The sequence below is a fragment of the Psychrobacter sp. NPDC078929 genome, from assembly GCF_050267985.1.
Classification (GTDB): Bacteria; Pseudomonadota; Gammaproteobacteria; order Pseudomonadales; family Moraxellaceae; genus Psychrobacter.
In genome coordinates, this window is record NZ_JBNNFX010000021.1 from 41061 (window position 1) to 60542 (window position 19482).

Consider the following 19482-nt stretch of genomic DNA (forward strand, 5'->3'; position numbering starts at 1 on the left):
CAAACTCAATGTAATCAAGGATATTATGATGAAAAAATTACTATTAGGCTCAGTATTAGCAGCGTCTAGCATATTTACAGTAACCGCTTGCACCAGCGTTAACGCAACTACTGATACAACGCCAACTGCGCAAATGCAAAAGAACCACAAAGATGGCATGAAAAAAGGTGAGATGAGAGGCCCAATGTCAAAATTGGATCTAACAGCGACACAGCAAGCGCAAATCAAAGCCATCATGCAAAACAAACGTGGCGATCGCACTGCTGACCGTGCAGAACATCAAGCGGAACGCGCGCAAATGGATCAGCAAATACAAGCACTGACCAATGCCAGCACTTTGAATACTGCTGCTTTAAACCGTCTGGCTGATCAACGTGCGGCAAAAGAAAAGCAACGCTTTATCGAACGTGTACAAACCCAACATGCCATCGCTCAAGTGTTGACTGCTGAGCAACGTGCAAAGATGGAACAGATGAAGTCAGAGAGACAAGAAAAAGGTCGCAAGCATTCAAAAGACCGTAAAGGTCATGACAAACAGCATCAAGGTATGTAATAAGCCACTCCGGAAAAAGTGTTATTTTATCTAGCTGTATACGTATAAAATGAAAAAGCGCGCCGTTGATAGGTGCGCTTTTTTATTTACTTTTTATCGTCTATATATTTTAGTTGCATCCATATTGATTGCATGAATAGTTAAAGCTATTACCATTACTATCACTACCATTATGATAAGTATAAGAACCAATCTGTTGAGAAGATTTATTCCAAGAACCACCATCAGCACTGGTACCATTAGTATATGAAGTATTACCAATTTTATTGGTACTTTGGCTCCAACTACTTCCTGTACTACTATTATAGCCAGAGGTATATGTAGTATTCCCTATTCTATTATTTGTGTATGTATTTCCACTAGCATCAGAACATGTGGAGAACGATGAGTTGCCAATACATCCCGCTTGAGCAGAGCTAAAAGTGATGACAGCAAAAAATATACCTACTAAATATTGTTTCATACCTATCCTATTCGAATGTAGAAAAATCATTTTTACGAAACTCGCTATTTACTCAACCGAACCAAAACGCTCTCTGACCATCGGCAACATGTTAAAGACCATTTTACCTACTGCCGTGCCATTACCATCTTGGTAATATTGCAGCAGCTCTGGAGCATACTTTCGTAAATCAATGCTATTGCTAGCGTTCGGCGACTGCACATTACTTGGTAGGTTAGGGAACGCCAAGTCCTTAGTGCTAACAGCGGAATACTGCTGCAACACATCTATCCTCATGCCTTTGTTGTTATTCGCTTCGCTAGTGTTATCTAACTGACGGCGTAAGTGCTCCCATTTGAGTTGACCACGTTTATCAAACCCGTATAGTTCCTGTACTTCTGTATTGGCAACGGTCTCACCCGTCGTTGCTTCCTCATTCATTTGATCTTTTATCATAGCCAGTATTTTTTGCACAACAGACTTACTGGTGAATGCCTTTGGATTTTGAATCGACTCAAACTCTGTCATCGATTCGGGTTCTTGTACCAGCTCTGGGTATTTTTCACTGATTCGATCATAGAAAATCTGCATATATTTCTGTTGCGACGCTTGATAATCCTCAAAGCTTTGTACTCGGCGAATGATTTGATCGCTTGGTAGCATAGCCGATAACTGGTGCGCGGGCAGCTTTGGAGACAGGGAAGCAAGTGAGTTAGGGGCAACATAATTAAACTGGCTGACAGGCGCCGCGTCATAAGTCGCATCTAACGCTGCAAAGTGGCTTTTGATTACTTCACTACCAAACCCTTTAGGCAATGTACCATCATCAATGGCTATTTTTAACCACTTGTTTTGCCATTTTGTACCAAGTTTATCGTCCAACAATTCTGAGTTTAAAATCGCAAAATTATCTGCCCATAGGTAAATATCACCGTTTTTAAAATCCATATAAATAGGCTGGTTGATGCTGCTGTGATGATTACGTGCTTGATATTGCGCGCTGGCGAGCATCGTAGCCTTGCCTGCCATCGGTTGATAGATCCCTTGAGAATCGATAGAAAGCGGCTTTAGTAGGTACTCATCTAATAACTGTGCTTTCTTCCTATCTAACGGTCTTTGTTTATCCTCATAATTATCAAATAGCGCTTGATAATCTGGTGCTACTTTTACATCGCTATCGTATTGATGGTCATCCCATGCATGATAGGCAGCTACGCACTCAAAATACGACTGCCTTATGCTGTCACGCTTAGTAACGTAATCCACCGCTAAGACATCTTTGTTTTGCTGTTCTGCTTGCAGGATTAGAGCCGCGTACGCTTGGTCATGTGCCTCTTCGCAATGTTCATCTACATAGTCTGATGCCGCCATTTTCTCCGTACCAGTATTAGTATCAGCATCTATAAATTGTTGGTTATTGTCAATTTCAAGATTGCTATGGTAGCTAAATGACTGACGACGCTGTTTTTGTAGTGCTGTTTCTAATGTATTTTTGGCAACGCTAGGCGTTTGTTTTACAGCCGCCGTGCTGGACTGGCTCAAACTGGTAGACTGGCAACCTGTTAACAACAGTGCCCCTGTCAAAAATGCGCTGGTGATTAACAGATTATTTTTAGTCTTAAATGGCAGACGTTGTGCAATGGTGTGATGTACTGTTTTCATTTTTTATCCTTAATAGATATGAGCGTAAATGCAATGCGATGATGTCATTTGACTTCTATTTTTCATTCATATCATCTTGAGCATCGTCAACTCGGCTCTCATCGACAGTGTCTGTGCCATTGTCATTATCGTTACCGTACTCATCGCTGCTATAAGCACCCTCGTTGCCGCTATCTTGATAGTCGTAGCGTGCATAGCGGGCCGTTTGTAATCTGTCTTTTTTCTCGCGCTGCGTAGCTATCCATGCATTGCCATCTATAGGAGGCATAGCGTCTGGACCAAAAGACTCAGCAAGCAGTGGTGTCAAGGCATTACGGTTGAAGCTGGCTTTATCGTAACGTACTTGGTTTAGCATGGTTGTGGTCGACCCCATCAAATCACCACCGATATTGACACGTTGCTGCTTAGCCAGCAGTCGATCTGAGCTGTCTAAGTAATAGTAGTTGATTTGATTAAACGAGATAGGACCGATAGCTTCGATAAGCTGCAATAGCGAACCGACATCCGCGCTTTGATAGCCTTTATTGTATAACTGCACTTTAGCAAGTGCTGTCTTTAGTGCGGCACCATCAGGATATTTATCTGGATTGGCATCTACGTATTCTTGCAGTGATTTAGTCAAATATTTGAGCGTCTTGCCAATTATTTCACCGCTTTGTTGGCTACCGAAATAGACTTTTACGGCGCGAGTCGCACCGACTTCTTTGGCAAACGCATCACCACTGATATCTACTGCGCTAAAATGCTCAGGCGCGAGCTCAGCCATGCTGCTCTGTATCGCATTGAGCACCGCATCGTAGAGCACCGCTGGTGGCAACTGTGCCGTGATGCTTTCAGGCAAACCAAAGCGTACCGTATGCGAGGTCATCTGTGATGGTAGTGGCGTATTCTCAGGGTTGACAAGTGCAACGATCGGCATGATGGCTGATGGATCTACTACGACACTGCTATTATTAAAATCAAATGCTAACGGTATCTGTATCGATGAGCTAATCGTTGGTGTGGCGTAGTCGTAACTATAGACGCTTTGTAGTTGGCGCTGCTTGGGACGATATTGACTGACACTATTGAATGTTAGATGCTCATACTGATAGGCATTGGATGCAGCTATTTGCTCAGGAGTACGGTGGAACATGTCAAGTATATTGCCAATCATGCCTGTAGATGACATTGGTAGGCTGCCACGATTTACCGTCTCTGTCTTAGCTTGCTGTTTTGCCATTTGCATGGCTTCATACTTTGCAGCCATTGATTTGGGACTTAACCCTGACATCCCTGAGAGCATACCTTCAGCACCGCTACTGTATTCATTATAATTATCATAGTCGTCACTACTGTAATCATCGCTACTATAGTCATCTGCTGTATCGTAGGCATACTCGTTATCGCTGTTGGTATCACTGCTTGTAGGCTCATTCTCCCCCGCTTCAGCCAATATAGCTGCAATGGCTCTTCTTTCTGCTTCAGCGTCTGCTCTAGATTGATCATAATCACTAGGATAGTAGGACTCTATCGAATCTTTTGCGTCATCATAATTGTTATAGTCATCATTATATGGCTCATCATCACTTTCGCTATATGCACCTTCAGGCTGATACACATAGGTTTCTATAATCGTTCTAAGCAAGCTACTAGATCCTGCGTCGATACTATCTGGGTCAATGAATGGTGCTGAGCGATAGTTGGCTGTGGCGACTGCGACATGCTCGGTCGCCAAGTGTTGACGAATGGCTGCAAGCAAGTGTGATTTAGCTTGGTTTTCGGTATTTGGATACCTCTCTTGATCAAACAGCTGCTCATAACGCGCGGCCTGAGCATTTTGACTGGCAGTAAAGGCTTGACCCTGACGTTGGCTCTGCGCGGCGTTTGCGACACTAAAGTCCATCATGGTACTAGAGGCGCTACTATTCGACGACAGATTGGAAGATGAGCTAGCTGGAGTTGATTGGCAACCTGCGAGTACAATTGAAGCACTACCAACTAGCAATGCGATAGAAGTCAATTTACTGGTTAGATATAAATGACTGTTATTTTTACTATTATAGTTTTTATGATCAGTGTTAGATAAATAAGCAGGCGCAGTCTCAGAGTAGCGCTGTCGATTGCGGTTATTAGTATGATGTGATGACATAGTAATCTCTTTGTATGAATAGACAGTCGATAATGAGTGTACAGTGGTACCGTTATTTATATCACAAGACGTTACAATTTAGTAATATTAGCGAATATTTTTAAAGAATTTCTTCATTCATAAATAATTTTCTCTGTATAACAGCTTTCTTATCATTAGATTCATTTACTTGAAAATTAGCCCCGTTTATTTGAAATAGAGCTGATACAGCTAAACGCTATAAAAACGCACACCACAAAAGATAATAAACAACTTTCTACTATTTCATATTTTCGTTACTATTTAGGCTTATCTATTTCCTAGCTCTATTTTTTCCACTCGCGTAAAAGGGACTTTGCGATGTCACAGTTATTATCTCGCCACCATCGAACCGCTCAGCAGCGTAAACCAAAAATTAATACCTTACTCAAATCTAGCGTCGTGCTCATTACCAGTACGCTACTACTATCTATATCCGCACAGGCCGTAGAGCCAACGACCTCAGTAAGTAATGCGACGGTCAACAATACATCAATCAATACCAGTGCCATAAACTTGGCTATTATGGCTGATAGTCCAACGGTATTATCTGAAACCCAGCGCATCACGCGAGCGAAAACCAATACCCTTAGCACCACATCGAACAATGCTAACAATGCTAACAATGACCAAGCTATTTACTCTGAAGACGCCATTCATCATCCAGTTTGGGCAAAGAACGGCATGGTCGCTACCCAAGAAGCGCTTGCCTCTGACATCGGTTTACAGATTTTAAAGGACGGCGGTAATGCAGTAGATGCTGGGGTTGCAGTGGGTTTTGCCCTAGCAGTAACCTTGCCGCGTGCGGGTAATATCGGTGGTGGCGGTTTTATGATGATTTATGATGCCAAACAAGGCAAAACGGTGGCGCTTGATTACCGTGAAAAAGCACCGAGTAGCGCCTCACGCGATATGTACCTCGATAAAGCAGGCAATGCTGTCAGCGACTTATCTCGTTATCATGGCTTGGCAGTGGGCGTGCCAGGAACAGTAGCAGGACTACTAAAAGCATTAGAAGAGCATGGTACGATGAGCCGCGAGCAAGTTATGGCACCAGCGATAGCACTGGCTGAAGACGGCATAGAAGTCACTGCTGGCTTGTCCGAGTCACTCACGGCGCTGAGCGATCGCCTGCAAAAATGGCCAAGTACCAAAAAAGTGTTTTTTAAGCCTGACGGCAGCGCTTATCAGCCGGGTGAACGTCTAAAACAGCCTGAGCTTGCGCGTTCACTAAAGCGGATTGCGATACAGGGCGCAGATGGATTTTATAAGGGCGAAACCGCTCAAAGACTGGTCAAAGCAGTCAATGAAGCAGGCGGCAGCATGAGCCTGGAGGATTTGGCCAATTATCAAGCCATCGCTCGCGAACCTGTCAAAGGCGACTATCGTGGCTATGAGATTGTCTCTATGCCGCCGCCCTCCTCTGGTGGTATTCACATCGTCCAGATTTTGAATATCTTAGAAGGCTATCCGCTCAAAGACTACGGACAAAACAGCGCACAGACTATTCACTTAATGGCGGAAGCGATGCAGTTAGCGTATGCAGATCGAGCTGAGTATCTGGGAGATGCCGACTTTATCGATGTACCTGCCAGCGGCTTAACCTCACAAGCCTACGCAGATAAACTGCGTACGTTGATTGATCCCAATAAAGCCACGCCAGCATCTACCATCAAAGCCAACAACCCGCTACCTTATGAAAGCGATCAAACCACACACTTCTCTATCGTTGATAAAGATGGCAATGCGATAGCCAATACTTATACGTTGAACTTCTCTTATGGTACTGGTCTCGTTGCGGACGGTACAGGTATTCTGCTCAATAATGAAATGGATGATTTCTCTGCCAAACCAGGCGTACCAAATGGCTACGGCTTACTTGGTGGCGATGCCAATGCGGTGGAAGCCAATAAGCGTCCACTGTCTTCTATGAGTCCAACGCTCGTATTCAAAGACAGCAAACCTTACATCGTTACTGGTAGCCCAGGTGGTAGCCGTATCATCACGACTGTCACTCAGATTATCTCCAACGTCATCGACCATGATATGAATATCGCTGAGGCAACACATGCGCCGCGTATCCACGATCAATGGCTACCTGATGAGATTCGAGTCGAAAAAGCACTGAATATCGACACAGTGAAAAAGCTCGAGTCAATGGGTCATACCGTCAGTCCAAAATCCGCGATGGGATCTACACAATCGATCATGCTCACACCAAACGGTGTTTACGGATCGTCTGACCCACGTATTGTCGATGCAGCAGTGGTTGGTTACTAAAAAACTGACTTTAATTATCAATCACATAGCCCTCTATACCTCGTTGTATTGAGGGCTTTTTTCTGTGGTCTATAACCGAGTTTTTATACCTTAATGACTTAACTTACGCAGATTAAACCCTTTGAACCTGTGGCTGTCTGCGGCAAACAATGCTATTATTGACGACCCCATTTAAAACGTATCAATATGGCTATCGAGGTCTTATCGGCCTCTAGATATCAGTATAATTGATTGATAGTAATCAATTATTTTATCGCTAGCTTATTTCTTTGATCGTACCAGTAAGAGTCTTCTATGGCATTTGTACATCTTGGCATTCACAGCGAATATTCCATCACCGATTCTATTGTGCGTATTAAACCGCTGGTAAAAGCTGCTGCGGCTGACAATCAGCGCGCGTTGGCATTGACCGATTTGTCCAATTTATATGCCACGGTGAAGTTTTATCGTGCCTGCTTAGGTGCGGGTATCAAGCCTATCATTGGCAGTGAAGTCATCATGGATAATGAAGACACACGCCTCACCCTACTTGCGATGAATAACGAAGGGTATCAGAACATTACCCGTATCGTATCGCTTGGGTTTACCGAAGGTCGTGCTGATCCTATTAATCATGGTACGCCGGTTATTAAGCGCAGTCATATCTTAGAGCATGCAGCAGGTGTGATTGTACTGCTCACCGAAAAGTCAGACGTGGGTCAAGCATTGGTCGGCTCGATGCCAGAAAAGGCCGATGAACTACTTACTGAATGGCAGTCAAAATTTGATGATCGTTTGTACTTTGCGATCAAGCGTACCAATCGTTCAGGCGAAGATGCTTTTATTAGAGCAGCTATCCATTCAGGTACCAAACACAACATCCCTATCATTGCGCACAATGACGTGCGTTTCTTAGAGCAAGATGATTTTGATGCTCATGAAGCCCGCGTCTGTATTGCAGGCTCTTATGTCCTTGCTGACCCAAACCGTCCGCAGACTTACTCAGATGAGCAGTACCTAAAAACACAAGCTCAGATGGAGCAATTATTCGCTGATATTCCGCAGGTCATTGATAATACCTTGCGCTTAGCCACTCGCTGCAATGTCACCTTAACACTTGGTATTAATGTCCTACCTGATTTTCCTGTGCCTGAAGGCGAGACGATTGAATCGTTTTTCCGTGCCGAGTCACAACGCGGTCTTGAGCAGCGCTTAGACAAGCTGTTTCCTGTCGAAGCACGTACGGACAATTGGAACGATTTCCGTCAGAGATATGATGAACGCCTAGCATATGAGTTAGATATTATTCTATCCATGGGCTTCCCTGGTTACTTCCTAATCGTCATGGACTTTATCCGTTGGGCAAAAGCCAATGGTGTACCAGTAGGCCCTGGACGTGGTTCTGGTGCAGGTTCATTGGTCGCCTATGCACTAAACATTACCGACCTTGACCCGATTCATTACGATCTACTATTCGAGCGCTTCTTGAACCCTGAGCGTGTATCGATGCCCGATTTCGATATCGACTTTTGTATTGAAGGTCGTGACCGCGTCATTGATTATGTCGCGCAAACCTATGGTCGTGATGCCGTATCGCAGATTATTACCTTTGGTACTATGGCCGCAAAAGCAGTTGTGCGTGATGTGGCACGCGTACAAAGCAAATCGTACTTCTTGGCCAATAAAATATCCAAGCTGATTCCAAAAACGCCTGGCATCACACTGAGCCAAGCGCTTGAGCAAGAACCACAGCTCAAAGACTTGATCTCTAATCCTGATAATATGGATTATGAAGATGCCATTGAGATTTGGGAGATGGCGATTAAGCTTGAAGGCGTCTGCCGAAATGTCGGTAAACATGCTGGTGGCGTATTGATTGCTCCGCACAAGATCACTGACTTTAGTGCCATTTACTGTGATGACGAAGGTCACCGCGTCAGCCAGTTTGATAAAGACGATGTAGAAGCTGTCGGTTTGGTGAAGTTTGACTTTTTGGGTCTACGCAACTTAACCGTCATCAACGCAGCGGTTGAAAATATTAATTTGCGCCGTGCAAAAGAAAACGTACCTGCCTTAGTTTTAGAAGATTTGCCGTTAGATGACAGCAAAGCCTATAAGCTGCTGCAAGACGCTAAAACCACGGCGGTCTTTCAGCTAGAAAGTATGGGCATGAAAAAATATCTTGCCAAACTACAACCAACCAATATCGAGGATGTCATCGCTATGTGTGCGCTGTATCGTCCCGGCCCACTCGATGCAGGCATGGTAGAGATGTATATCGACCGTAAGCATGGTCGCGAAGAAGTCATTTATGACCATCCCAATCTTGAGCCGATTTTAGAAAACACCAATGGCGTTATTGTCTATCAAGAACAGGTGATGCAAATCTCGCAGGTGATGGCAGGCTATAGTTTGGGCGGTGCTGACATGCTACGCCGTGCGATGGGTAAAAAGAAACCTGAAGAGATGGCAAAGCAGCGCGATATTTTTGTCACGGGTGCCACCTCACAAGGCATTGATGAAGTCACGTCAGGTGGCGTATTTGACTTGATGGAAAAGTTCGCAGGTTACGGTTTTAACCGCTCGCATTCTGCGGCTTATGGCGTATTGGCTTATCAAACGGCCTACTTAAAGCAATACTACCCTGCTGAATTTATGGCAGCGGTCTTAACTTCAGATATGAACAACACCGACAACGTCGTGTTCTTTATCAATGACTGCCGTGAAAACTTTGGGTTGACCGTAGTCAATCCTTCGGTCAATCGTAGTGAGTGGCATTTCGTTGCCGATACTCCGACCAATATCATCTATGGTCTTGGCGCAATTAAAGGCGTGGGTGAAGGCGCGGTAGAGTCTATCGTAGATGCACGTCGCACGGATGGTCCTTTTAAAGACTTATATGACTTCTGCCGCCGTGTCGACATCAAAAAAGTCAATAAGCGCACGCTTGAAGCGTTGGTCAGTGCTGGCTGTTTTGATGACTTTGCCGCCACGCTACGACCTGACTTGCCAACCGATGAAGCTTACGAGATTCGCGGTGCCTTGATGAGTCAATTGCCAAGCGCCGTACAAGCCGCTGAGCAAGACCGTCAAAACCGTGAAATCGGTATGATGGATTTGTTTGGTGAAATGGATGGTGTGGTTGCAGCGCCGCCATTAGTCATGACGCCAGAACTCATTTGGGGTGACAAACACCGTCTAAAAGCCGAAAAAAACACCTTGGGACTGTATTTAACGGGACATCCAATCAATGAGTATTTGGATGAGTTGAAACGCTATACCTCTGGTGCGCGTCTCGATAAGTTAACCGATACTGGCTATAACGGCAGCTGCTATTTCTCGGGGCTTATTATAGATATTGCTAACTTTGGTAATCGCAATGTGATTACTTTAGATGATGGTACATCGAGACTCGAGGTCAGCTGCTACGCTGAGCGTTTTAATCGTGTCAAAGAACAGTTGAAAATCGATGAGGTCGTCATCATCAAAGGCAGTATCCGTGAGCGTGATGGACGTTTGTTTGCACGTCTCGATAGTGCCATGAGCATGGTAGATGCCAGACTACGTTGGCTCAAAAAAATCAGTATCAAAGTTCACGGTAGTGATATTAATCTGCTCACACGTCTACAACCACTACTTAAATCAGCCCAAGCTGACATTATTCCCGAGCCGCGTCTGGCTTATAACCAAGAGCAAGACGAACAAGGTAGCAGCGGTAGTAACGTCTACGACACTGCAATGGGTGGCAGCTTGTATGATGAGAATGGCAATGATTTATTGGCATTAGAAAACGAAATGAACCATGACGCGGCCAATCAAAACGGTATGCCAGCCAGTTATGCCAATAACGCCCTGAGTAATACTGACGCTTCTATCAATGATAATTGTCTGCCACTTGGACTAAGCATTTATGAAGTCTATGGCATCGCAAATGTTGGACTGTCTGAACACTGGCGCGTTTACCCAAATGACGACAATCTGCAGACATTGAAGACTTTGGTCAGTGAAGAGAACTTACATTTCCATTACAGCTAAGACGTACATTACGTTTTAAAAATTCATTATAGTAATCTTATTGCTTTAACTTTTATAAATTGGACAACCACCATGGATGACACTACAAATAATAATATGCTCGGACAAACTGATGAAGAAATTATCAATCATGAACAGTTCGAGGACATGCGTGACTTGCTTGAAGAAGACTTTGTTGATTTGATACAAGTATATTTTGCTGATAGTAAGCAAAGAGTTGCAGCGCTGCGAATTGCTCATCAAAAAGACGATAACGCCAATGGCTTCGAAACTGCTCATGCTCTAAAAGGCGCCAGCGCCAACTTAGGTACAACTCAATTAGTCCGTCTGAGCAGCCAGTTACAAGAATACTGCCGTGAACGCCGTATCAATGAGCAAGCCGTCCTTATCGAAGAGATTGCCATTGCATTACACCGTGCTGAACAAGAAATCAATCAGAGACTGGGACAATAATGAGTAACGACGCTTCATTAGCCGTATCATCGCATTCAGTGAACGACTACCTTGCTTGCCTACAAGTGGTCATGGTTAATACAACTTTGCCTGCCAATATTGGTTCGGCTGCCCGTGCGATGCATACCATGGGCTTGTCTCGTTTAACGGTGGTCGATCCCAAATTACCGATTGACGAAACCAGTGTATCTCATGCAGCGGGTGGCAGTGAGTTATTATCGTCAGCTTTAATTGCACCTACTTTAGAATCTGCTATCTCTGGCTGTCAATTGGTATTTGCTGCTAGCAGTCGTAGCCGTCATATGCCGCGCCCTGTCGTGACACCTACGCAAGCCGCTAAGATTATGTTTGACTTTATCGATGCACAGGCAGCTTTAAGTGCAGACGATAGTAATGTTGATAACTCATCTACCGCGACTTCTAGCAAACCAAATATTGCTATTCTATTTGGACGTGAAGACCGTGGATTGACCAATGAAGAATTGGCTTATGCCGATTATCATATTCAAATCGATGCCAATCCTGCTTACCCTGTGCTAAATGTCGCATCAGCCGTGCAAGTCATCGCCAGCTTTATTTTTGCGTATGCTCAAACGCACATTCAGACAGCTGATAGTTTAGATTCGGATACAAGCACAGACGCCCAATCGACAATCAATGTGAATTTGCGTCAGCAATGGGATGAGCCTGCTATTAATCAGCAGCAGCTGCAACAGCTTACTCAGCGCACCACTGACCTTATGGTACAGCGTGGCCTAGCCAATAACGAACATCTAAAGTCATTGCCATCGCGCTTGTCTAGACTTGGGTCACGCCTACAGCTTGATCAAAAAGAATATCAGCTATTAAGCGCTTTGATTGCCAAACTATCGAAAGACTAAAACAAGCCGTAGTTTATGAGCTTGCCTTTGTTTGACAGCTTTTTACTATATTTTGCCGTATAAAGCTGTTATAACTTGCAGAAGCTTAGCGAAAATATATATTCCTGATTATCCGAACTTTATGACCATAGATTAGAGACATCGCTGTTTTCGCGACGACACTCTACCGACGAATAGATAGGACGCTTTATGTCATTGCCATCCAAATTATTCAAATCACTTGTTACTATCAAGAATGATTTGAAAGAAGATATTGATGCAGTATTCACCCGAGATCCTGCGGCGCGTAATAGTCTGGAAGTGATCCTAACTTATCCGGGCATACATGCCCTTGTTTTGCATCGCGGTGCACACTGTCTTTGGAACAATGAACAGAAACTAGCCGCTCGCGTGATCTCTTACGGCTCGCGCATCATGACAGGTATCGAGATTCACCCTGCTGCCAAGATTGGTAGACGCTTTTTTATCGATCATGGTGTCGGCGTCGTCATCGGTGAGACGGCTGAGATTGGTAACGATGTGACGCTATACCATGGTGTTACTTTGGGCGGTGTGTCTTGGAATAATGGCAAGCGTCACCCAACGTTAGAAGACGGTGTAACGGTCGGTGCTGGTGCAAAAGTTTTGGGGCCGTTTACTGTCGGTAAAAACGCTAAAATCGGCTCAAATGCAGTGGTAGTCAAACCAGTACCAGCAGGTGCTACGATGGTCGGCAGTGCCGCGCGTATGATCTCAGATCATCACGATGAAAAAGGCAACCCAATCGCGACAAAAGTACAAGACGCTAAGCAACAAGAAAAAGTGGCGCAGGCTGGTGAGAGCAACGATCAAACTAAAGATACTGCCCCTACTGCCAAACGTACCAATACCTTCCGTGCTTATGGTATCGACCCTTATTCACAAGACCCTGTCGCAGAAGCTTTTGCTAAAATGCTCGAGCACATTCAACAATCAGAAAATCGCCTCGATCAACTGCAGTCAGCGATGTGTGATATTGATCCCAATTTTTGCAAAAAAGAGTATGACAAACTGTGTCTAGAGGATTTAGATGTGATTGGTCGTGCTGATGTAGAAGATATCAATGATGAAAAAAATCGCTAAGACAATCGTTAGAAGTAGGCAGTACTGTTACCGTATAAACTGATAACAAATGCTTATACGAATTGTAGAAAAGACACAATAAATTCAAGGCAGTCTTAGATAAAATCTACCATATCCGTATACATGGTAGATTGACTTGCTTGACTTCCTAGCAAATTCCAATCTTTCGAATCGCTGACTTTCATCTCAGAGTAAGCTGCACAAGCTAAGAAGTTCTCTGATGAGTTGATAACTTAGAAGACCTTTGTTCGTCCTGTATATCCAATATTACTCAATGTATACAACAACGATATAATCAAAATTAGATTGTGCTATATCTCTGTGCCTGCGCTATACCAGATATTTAATAGTTTTTACTAAATAAATATATCCTGACCTCACCGCTTCTTGTGAGCTTTGATTTATCATATTGTTAAAATTAGAAAAAATTATTTAGCAGCCTTTCCGCACTGTTTACTTCACTAAAGCTATCAATTATTTCATTTTTAACCGTCTGCGACATGTATTTAGTACTTTTTAGTATTAGTAGTAGGTTTGAAATCGCCCAAGTAATCGTAAATAAAAATCTTTCTAGTAATTAATAAATTGATATCGACATACTGAATGGGGTGGCACTTCTCTTTATTGTATTCAAGATATTGATAAAACTCGTCCCTCTGTTGACCATTCCACTTATATCCATAAGGCATATTTCCTGAAAACGTTCTATGACTCTCAACTTTATGACCATCTATGGTCAATCTTAATATCTTCATTTTACTTGTGTCGGTATAACTACTTCGTAGATACAAACACCCTTCCTTTATATTATTTGGTTTTTCTGCTTTTCTTTCAGCGATATAGCGCACACCCCAGACCTCAAAAATAAAGTATCCGCATAATAAAGTTATGATGATAAGTTTTTGATGTCCGAGATAGATACCGCGGATTTTTTTACTATAACTTTTCATCCTTCTCTTCTTATAATTTTTAGGTTTCATCAATAACTGGGGTTAGTTTAAAACTAGCTATATTTAAATGTAATAGACCAACGTTCTTTACCACAGGGTATTTGTCTTCGGTAAGGTTTTTAAGGTGCTCGGAAGGCGTGTTATCGCAGGCAGATAAAGTAGAGATTATTATTACTAATAAACTCGTGACTATCTTTTTCTTCGAAAAGTTCATTGGTTTTTGCATAGGTAGTAGTGTCTTGAAGATTACATCGTCACTTATACTAACAATTGCCTATATAATCGCATAGTTTTTATTAGATTTTTGTCTAGGAAACTGATGCGCTGAGGCAGAGTGAATGCTGAATAGCGATAGTTTTAGGTGAAAAGATATAATAGCAGTTAAGATATGGCTACTCATTAGAAAAATTAGAGCTTGATTAAAATCAATTCTTCAACCCCTGCTTCCTCATGAGCTTTAAATGGATAACGATCTGCCATTACTATCCAATTAGGCGTAAGTTTAGATGTCGATTTTTTGCTTAGGCTATTTTCTTTATCAGCCAATTTAATCATCAAAATATCAATATCCATTGTCACTCGCCGTACTTGATTTGGCTTAGTCTGTCGACATCTATGACAATCGCCTTCAAGAGTTTTGAAGGTTTGCTGTAGTTGCTGCAGGCTTATCGGTGTGGTCAATGTTAGATGGACACATTGATTGGTATAGTCAGGCTTTGGTAATTGGATAGTCGCGGTAAAGTCAGGATTTTGAAAAGCCGTAGATAAACTTATCTCACCTAGCGCTGCTAAGCTCTCTCGAACAAGCGGTAGATACTTGTCAGCTTGGTAATTACTACCCAGTGCTAACACTACCTCTACCACGGGATGCGCTTGCACAGTTTCAGGTGCGCATTGTGTGAACATTGCCAAATTCAAATCCACTGACGTTTTATGCATCATCGACTTGGCTGTCATTAACTTCTTTGGCAGCTTCTTTAGTAGTTAGCTCGTTGGTTGATGCTGGCGCATAGCGCGTTATTTGCACCCCGACCGCATCAGCTTGAGCAATAGCGGTAGGCTTAGCAATGCTCAACGTTATTTTTTGACAACCATATTTTGCAAATATCTTATCAGAGATCTGACCAGCCAAATGCTCAAGTAGCTTTGCTTGAATCTCTTTGCACCACACACTCACATCATCGCAGACTTCTTTATAGCTCAGAGCATCGCTGACATCATCTGACACAGCAGCACGGCTAATGTCCGTTTCAAGCGCAATATCAATGAGTAATGGCTGAGTAATGGCTCGCTCCCAATCATAAACACCGATGACTGCCTCAATTTTTAGACCTTTTATAAATACTACATCAGACTGAGTATGAAACATGCTTTCATCCTTGTTTGCTAATTTTTTCGTGTTTTTAGTGTTTACTTAACTGTTTTTAGCGCTTCTTCACGTAGGCGCGCCGCTTTTAACACTTTACTTGGACGATGGCGCCACAGGTCAATGCTGAATAATAGCAGACCTAACCAAATCAGACCAAATACTGCTAAACGATGTAAATCGAATGGTTCTTTATAATAGAACACTGCCAAAAAGAAAATGAAGGTCGGCGTCAGATAATTCATAAAGCTCAGAATACTGTATGCCACGAGCTTGGTAGATTTATTGAATAATAAAAGCGGTATTAGCGTAATCGGACCTGCGATCATAAGCAGCCAAATGTTTGAGCTAAACCAAAAGCTCAGTTGATGACTTGCCACATCAGACTGCCAAAACCACCAAAGACATAAAGGTACCAACATTGCGGTCTCGACAAACATGGCATCAACAGCAGTCAATGGCGTTTGTCGTTGAATCGTCCCGTAAGTACTGAAACTAAATGCCAAAATCAACGATATCCACGGCAGACTGCCAATCATCACCACTTGAATGACCACAGACAATAATGCAAAGCCAATGGCTACCCATTGTAGCGTGCGCAAACGCTCTTTGAACAAGATCATGGATAGCGCAACGCCGACCAATGGCCCGATAAAGTAACCCAAACTGGCCTCAAGAATACGGTCTTGATTGACCGCCCATACATAGGTCAGCCAGTTGGTCGCAATAATTAAACCAGACAAAAAGGTGAATACAATCCATCTTGGATTTTGCTTTAAGGTGTCAATCCACTGCCAGCGCTTGGTCACTACCAGCAGCACCAGCAAACATAAAAATGTCCAAATAATGCGATGGCCAATGATCTCCGTCGCATCATAATCAGATAACTGCTTGAAGTATAGCGGAAATCCGCCCCAAATAAAGAACGCGATAAGCGCAGTAATAATGCCGCGTCTGGTTGTGGTTATCGGGGCAACGGGTTTTTTGATGACATTTTGGGTAGTCATAATATAGGACAACTTTTTAGAGCAAAGCGCGCTCTCACCTAATTCTAATTATTATTGTCAATTGAATAGTGAAAGCGCAGGGTTACTACAGTGAGATTATAAGGTAAAAAGCAATGTACTCACGCCAATAGTGACATGAATACATTGCTAACGATGTTAGATTAAATTTTTAAGAGTTAATGGCAGCTTAGCGACTTACTCAGCACCAGTATCCACTTGGATAGACATACCAATTTGGTTGGCAAGTTCAGCAAATCCTGGGAAGCTGGTATTAACCGTTTCAACCCCTTCAATCGTAATTTTCTTGGATGCACGCAGACTGGCAACAGAGAAGCTCATCGCAATACGGTGATCATGATGCGAGACAATATGACCACCACCAAAGACAGGTTGGCTATTGTTTACTTCACCGTTTTCGGTAGCTACGCCTTTACCTTCAATAATGAGACCATCATCAGTCACAGTACAATCAATACCAAGCGTATGTAACCCTTCTGCCATCACAGCGATACGATCTGACTCTTTGACACGCAGCTCTTTAGCACCAGTCAAGACCGTACGGCCTTTTGCACAGCTAGCTGCGATAAATAGCACAGGGAATTCATCAATCGCCAATGGTACGAGATGCTCTGGTATTTCAATACCGACTAGGTTTGAGCTGCGAATCGTAATATCAGCAACTGGCTCGCCGCCTACATGTGTCTCATTGCTTAGGCTAATATCTGCATTCATTAATTTTAGAATATCAATGACGCCAGTACGCGTAGGGTTGATACCTACTTGGGTCAAGGTCAGCTCGCTATTTTGACTGATGGCCGCTGCCACCATAAAAAACGCTGCAGATGAGATATCAGCAGGAACTGCGATATCGCCACCTGTTAGTGTGCCGCCACCAGTGACACTGATGCGATTGCCTTCAACGGTTACCGGATAACCAAAGGCCGATAGCATACGCTCAGTGTGGTCACGGCTGATCTCAGGCTGTGTGACCGTTGTCGTACCCTCGGCCCATAGACCTGCTAGTAACAAGCAAGACTTTACCTGAGCTGAAGCAACTGGCATATCATATTCAGTGCCCTGTAATGGCTTGCCAACCGTATCACGACCAGTGATACTCAGCGGTGCCGTACCACTATGACCAGTACTCTGAATCACAGCTCCCATAGACCGTAGCGGTGCCGCCACGCGCTCCATTGGGCGTTTATTCAAGCTAGTATCACCTGTCAACACGCTATCAAACGATTGCGCCGCCAAGATACCAGATAGCAGACGCATACTGGTGCCAGAGTTACCCATATACAGTGGGGTTTTGCTAGGTTTTAAACCATTCATACCGACACCATGAATGGTCAAATTGCCATTATCAGGGCCTTCGATAGTCACACCCATATCACGGAATGCTTGCAGCGTCGCTAGCGCATCTTCCCCTTCCAAAAACCCAGTAACATTTGTCACGCCTGTGGCAAGACTGCCGAGCATAATGCTGCGATGCGAGATAGATTTGTCACCAGGAATCGCGATGGTGCCAGAAACAGTATTGCTAGGGGTAATATTATAAGAAGCTGACATAGCAGAAGTATCCGTATAAGGGGTGCTGGCTAACATATGGCCGAAATGTCGCCGTGCGGCTTGCGCGCGGCCCAAAAGTCCCATCAGGGCGGTTGAATCTTTATCAATGATAAGCTGGCGCATCGCCTGTAAATAGACACCATACTCATCAAGGGCGCTAACAATCGCGCTTTGGTTGGCAAAAAATATATCATGCCACATTTTAGGGTCACTGGCGGCGATACGGGTAAAATCGCGGAACCCACCAGCGGCATAACGAAACATATCTAAATTATCATCATGGCTTGCCAATTGCTCAACCAAATTAAAGGCAAGTAAATGTGGCAAATGGCTGGTGTGCGCTAATATGCGGTCATGGTGCTCAGCATCCATTGACATGACATTTGCGCCTACTGATTCCCATAATAGTCGCAACTTTGCAATAGCAGTTGCACTGGTTGTCGGTAGCTCGCAAATAATGACACTATGATTGACAAATAAACTGGCGCGGCGCGCATGATACCCTGAATTTTCAGCCCCAGCAATTGGATGCGCTGGCACTAGACCTATCGGCAGCGAACCAAACACTGCCTTAGCGGCATCAATGATATTGACTTTAGTACTACAGACATCTGTCATGATGCAGTCACTGGCAAGCTGTCCGTTATCCATCGCTTGCTTGATATCAACAAACACTGCTTGAACTGCCTGTACTGGCACTGCAATGATGATTAAATCACTGCCAGCGATGACGTCTTGTAGGTTTGCACTACCAGCATCAAGTAGACCATGCTCGATGGCTTCTGTGATACTTGGTGCATGCCTATCGACTGCTACCAAACGCTCGCTCAAGCCATTATCTTTAATAGCTTGCGCAAAACTGGCACCAATCAGCCCAAGTCCAATCACGCAAACTTGTTTAAATATAGGTAGCGTAGTATTTAGAGACGATTGAAGTTTATTATTTTTCTGACTACTCACGGCTTTTCTCATTGGACACACTAAGACATAGATAGGGCCAGTCTTAGTGTTATAAATTTTAATGGCTAATTAAGAACAGTTTTTAAATTACAAAG

At 43.6% G+C, this 19482-nt stretch carries 14 protein-coding genes; 6 read left to right on the forward strand and 8 right to left on the reverse strand.

From position 1 onward, the window contains the following. Positions 1-25 precede the first annotated feature (25 nt). Positions 26-553: a Spy/CpxP family protein refolding chaperone gene (locus tag ACQKCG_RS11385; RefSeq protein WP_227676836.1), complete on the forward strand. Its 528-nt coding sequence runs from the start codon at positions 26-28 to the stop codon at positions 551-553. Positions 554-662: 109 nt separating this feature from the next. On the opposite strand, the gene ACQKCG_RS11390 is transcribed toward ACQKCG_RS11385, so the two are convergent. The 3 genes from ACQKCG_RS11390 to ACQKCG_RS11400 are packed head-to-tail and all read right to left on the reverse strand — an operon-like array spanning position 663 to position 4788. Further along, a complete protein-coding gene (locus ACQKCG_RS11390) occupies positions 663-1016 on the reverse strand; it encodes a hypothetical protein (protein WP_404692258.1) in 354 nt (117 codons plus the stop codon). A gap of 48 nt (positions 1017-1064) precedes the next feature. After that, entirely contained in the window at positions 1065-2657 is a 1593-nt protein-coding gene (locus ACQKCG_RS11395) for a hypothetical protein (protein WP_404692259.1), read from the reverse strand. Between the two features lie 55 nt (positions 2658-2712). After that, the gene (locus tag ACQKCG_RS11400; RefSeq protein WP_404692260.1) at positions 2713-4788 is read right to left on the reverse strand and encodes a hypothetical protein; all 2076 of its coding nucleotides are present in this window, start codon (positions 4786-4788) and stop codon (positions 2713-2715) included. Between the two features lie 339 nt (positions 4789-5127). Here ACQKCG_RS11400 and ggt point away from each other — a divergent pair, with 339 nt between their 5' ends. The 5 genes from ggt to cysE all read left to right on the forward strand — a co-directional run bounded on the left by ggt (position 5128) and on the right by cysE (position 13535). Continuing rightward, positions 5128-7086: a gamma-glutamyltransferase gene (gene ggt, locus ACQKCG_RS11405; RefSeq protein WP_404692261.1), complete on the forward strand. Its 1959-nt coding sequence runs from the start codon at positions 5128-5130 to the stop codon at positions 7084-7086. A 294-nt stretch (positions 7087-7380) separates the two neighbouring features. Further along, positions 7381-11100, forward strand: coding sequence for a DNA polymerase III subunit alpha (gene dnaE / locus ACQKCG_RS11410; protein ID WP_404692262.1), 3720 nt, complete (start codon positions 7381-7383; stop codon positions 11098-11100). 72 nt (positions 11101-11172) lie between these two features. Beyond that, entirely contained in the window at positions 11173-11553 is a 381-nt protein-coding gene (locus ACQKCG_RS11415; RefSeq protein WP_057759831.1) for an Hpt domain-containing protein, read from the forward strand. Next, positions 11553-12434: an RNA methyltransferase gene (locus tag ACQKCG_RS11420; protein ID WP_404692263.1), complete on the forward strand. Its 882-nt coding sequence runs from the start codon at positions 11553-11555 to the stop codon at positions 12432-12434. The genes ACQKCG_RS11415 and ACQKCG_RS11420 overlap by 1 nt, the downstream gene beginning before the upstream one ends. Before the next feature lie 189 nt (positions 12435-12623). After that, on the forward strand, positions 12624-13535 hold the full coding sequence (gene cysE / locus ACQKCG_RS11425; RefSeq protein WP_404692264.1) for a serine O-acetyltransferase: 912 nt from the start codon (positions 12624-12626) through the stop codon (positions 13533-13535). A 506-nt stretch (positions 13536-14041) separates the two neighbouring features. Here cysE and ACQKCG_RS11430 read toward each other — a convergent pair. The 5 genes from ACQKCG_RS11430 to ACQKCG_RS11450 all read right to left on the reverse strand — a co-directional run bounded on the left by ACQKCG_RS11430 (position 14042) and on the right by ACQKCG_RS11450 (position 19399). Next, a complete protein-coding gene (locus ACQKCG_RS11430) occupies positions 14042-14485 on the reverse strand; it encodes a hypothetical protein (RefSeq protein WP_101211930.1) in 444 nt (147 codons plus the stop codon). A gap of 408 nt (positions 14486-14893) precedes the next feature. Beyond that, entirely contained in the window at positions 14894-15442 is a 549-nt protein-coding gene (locus tag ACQKCG_RS11435) for a 2-amino-4-hydroxy-6-hydroxymethyldihydropteridine diphosphokinase (RefSeq protein ID WP_404692265.1), read from the reverse strand. Next, the gene (gene folB, locus ACQKCG_RS11440) at positions 15417-15854 is read right to left on the reverse strand and encodes a dihydroneopterin aldolase (protein ID WP_404692266.1); all 438 of its coding nucleotides are present in this window, start codon (positions 15852-15854) and stop codon (positions 15417-15419) included. Before folB ends, ACQKCG_RS11435 begins: the two co-directional genes overlap by 26 nt. A gap of 41 nt (positions 15855-15895) precedes the next feature. Beyond that, positions 15896-16858: an EamA family transporter RarD gene (gene rarD, locus ACQKCG_RS11445; RefSeq protein WP_427585404.1), complete on the reverse strand. Its 963-nt coding sequence runs from the start codon at positions 16856-16858 to the stop codon at positions 15896-15898. A gap of 195 nt (positions 16859-17053) precedes the next feature. Beyond that, positions 17054-19399, reverse strand: coding sequence for a bifunctional prephenate dehydrogenase/3-phosphoshikimate 1-carboxyvinyltransferase (locus ACQKCG_RS11450; protein WP_201571795.1), 2346 nt, complete (start codon positions 19397-19399; stop codon positions 17054-17056). Positions 19400-19482 lie beyond the last annotated feature (83 nt).

What these genes read in the sequence shown, in the direction of transcription:
- ACQKCG_RS11400 (WP_404692260.1), bottom strand. Translation starts at nt 4,788, where the DNA reads ATGTCATCACATCATACTAATAACCGCAATCGACAGCGCTACTCTGAG.
- ACQKCG_RS11450 (WP_201571795.1), bottom strand. Translation starts at nt 19,399, where the DNA reads ATGAGAAAAGCCGTGAGTAGTCAGAAAAATAATAAACTTCAATCGTCT.
- dnaE (WP_404692262.1), top strand. Translation starts at nt 7,381, where the DNA reads ATGGCATTTGTACATCTTGGCATTCACAGCGAATATTCCATCACCGAT.
- ACQKCG_RS11430 (WP_101211930.1), bottom strand. Translation starts at nt 14,485, where the DNA reads ATGAAAAGTTATAGTAAAAAAATCCGCGGTATCTATCTCGGACATCAA.
- folB (WP_404692266.1), bottom strand. Translation starts at nt 15,854, where the DNA reads ATGTTTCATACTCAGTCTGATGTAGTATTTATAAAAGGTCTAAAAATT.
- ACQKCG_RS11395 (WP_404692259.1), bottom strand. Translation starts at nt 2,657, where the DNA reads ATGAAAACAGTACATCACACCATTGCACAACGTCTGCCATTTAAGACT.
- ggt (WP_404692261.1), top strand. Translation starts at nt 5,128, where the DNA reads ATGTCACAGTTATTATCTCGCCACCATCGAACCGCTCAGCAGCGTAAA.
- rarD (WP_427585404.1), bottom strand. Translation starts at nt 16,858, where the DNA reads ATGACTACCCAAAATGTCATCAAAAAACCCGTTGCCCCGATAACCACA.
- cysE (WP_404692264.1), top strand. Translation starts at nt 12,624, where the DNA reads ATGTCATTGCCATCCAAATTATTCAAATCACTTGTTACTATCAAGAAT.
- ACQKCG_RS11420 (WP_404692263.1), top strand. Translation starts at nt 11,553, where the DNA reads ATGAGTAACGACGCTTCATTAGCCGTATCATCGCATTCAGTGAACGAC.
- ACQKCG_RS11385 (WP_227676836.1), top strand. Translation starts at nt 26, where the DNA reads ATGATGAAAAAATTACTATTAGGCTCAGTATTAGCAGCGTCTAGCATA.
- ACQKCG_RS11390 (WP_404692258.1), bottom strand. Translation starts at nt 1,016, where the DNA reads ATGAAACAATATTTAGTAGGTATATTTTTTGCTGTCATCACTTTTAGC.
- ACQKCG_RS11415 (WP_057759831.1), top strand. Translation starts at nt 11,173, where the DNA reads ATGGATGACACTACAAATAATAATATGCTCGGACAAACTGATGAAGAA.
- ACQKCG_RS11435 (WP_404692265.1), bottom strand. Translation starts at nt 15,442, where the DNA reads ATGACAGCCAAGTCGATGATGCATAAAACGTCAGTGGATTTGAATTTG.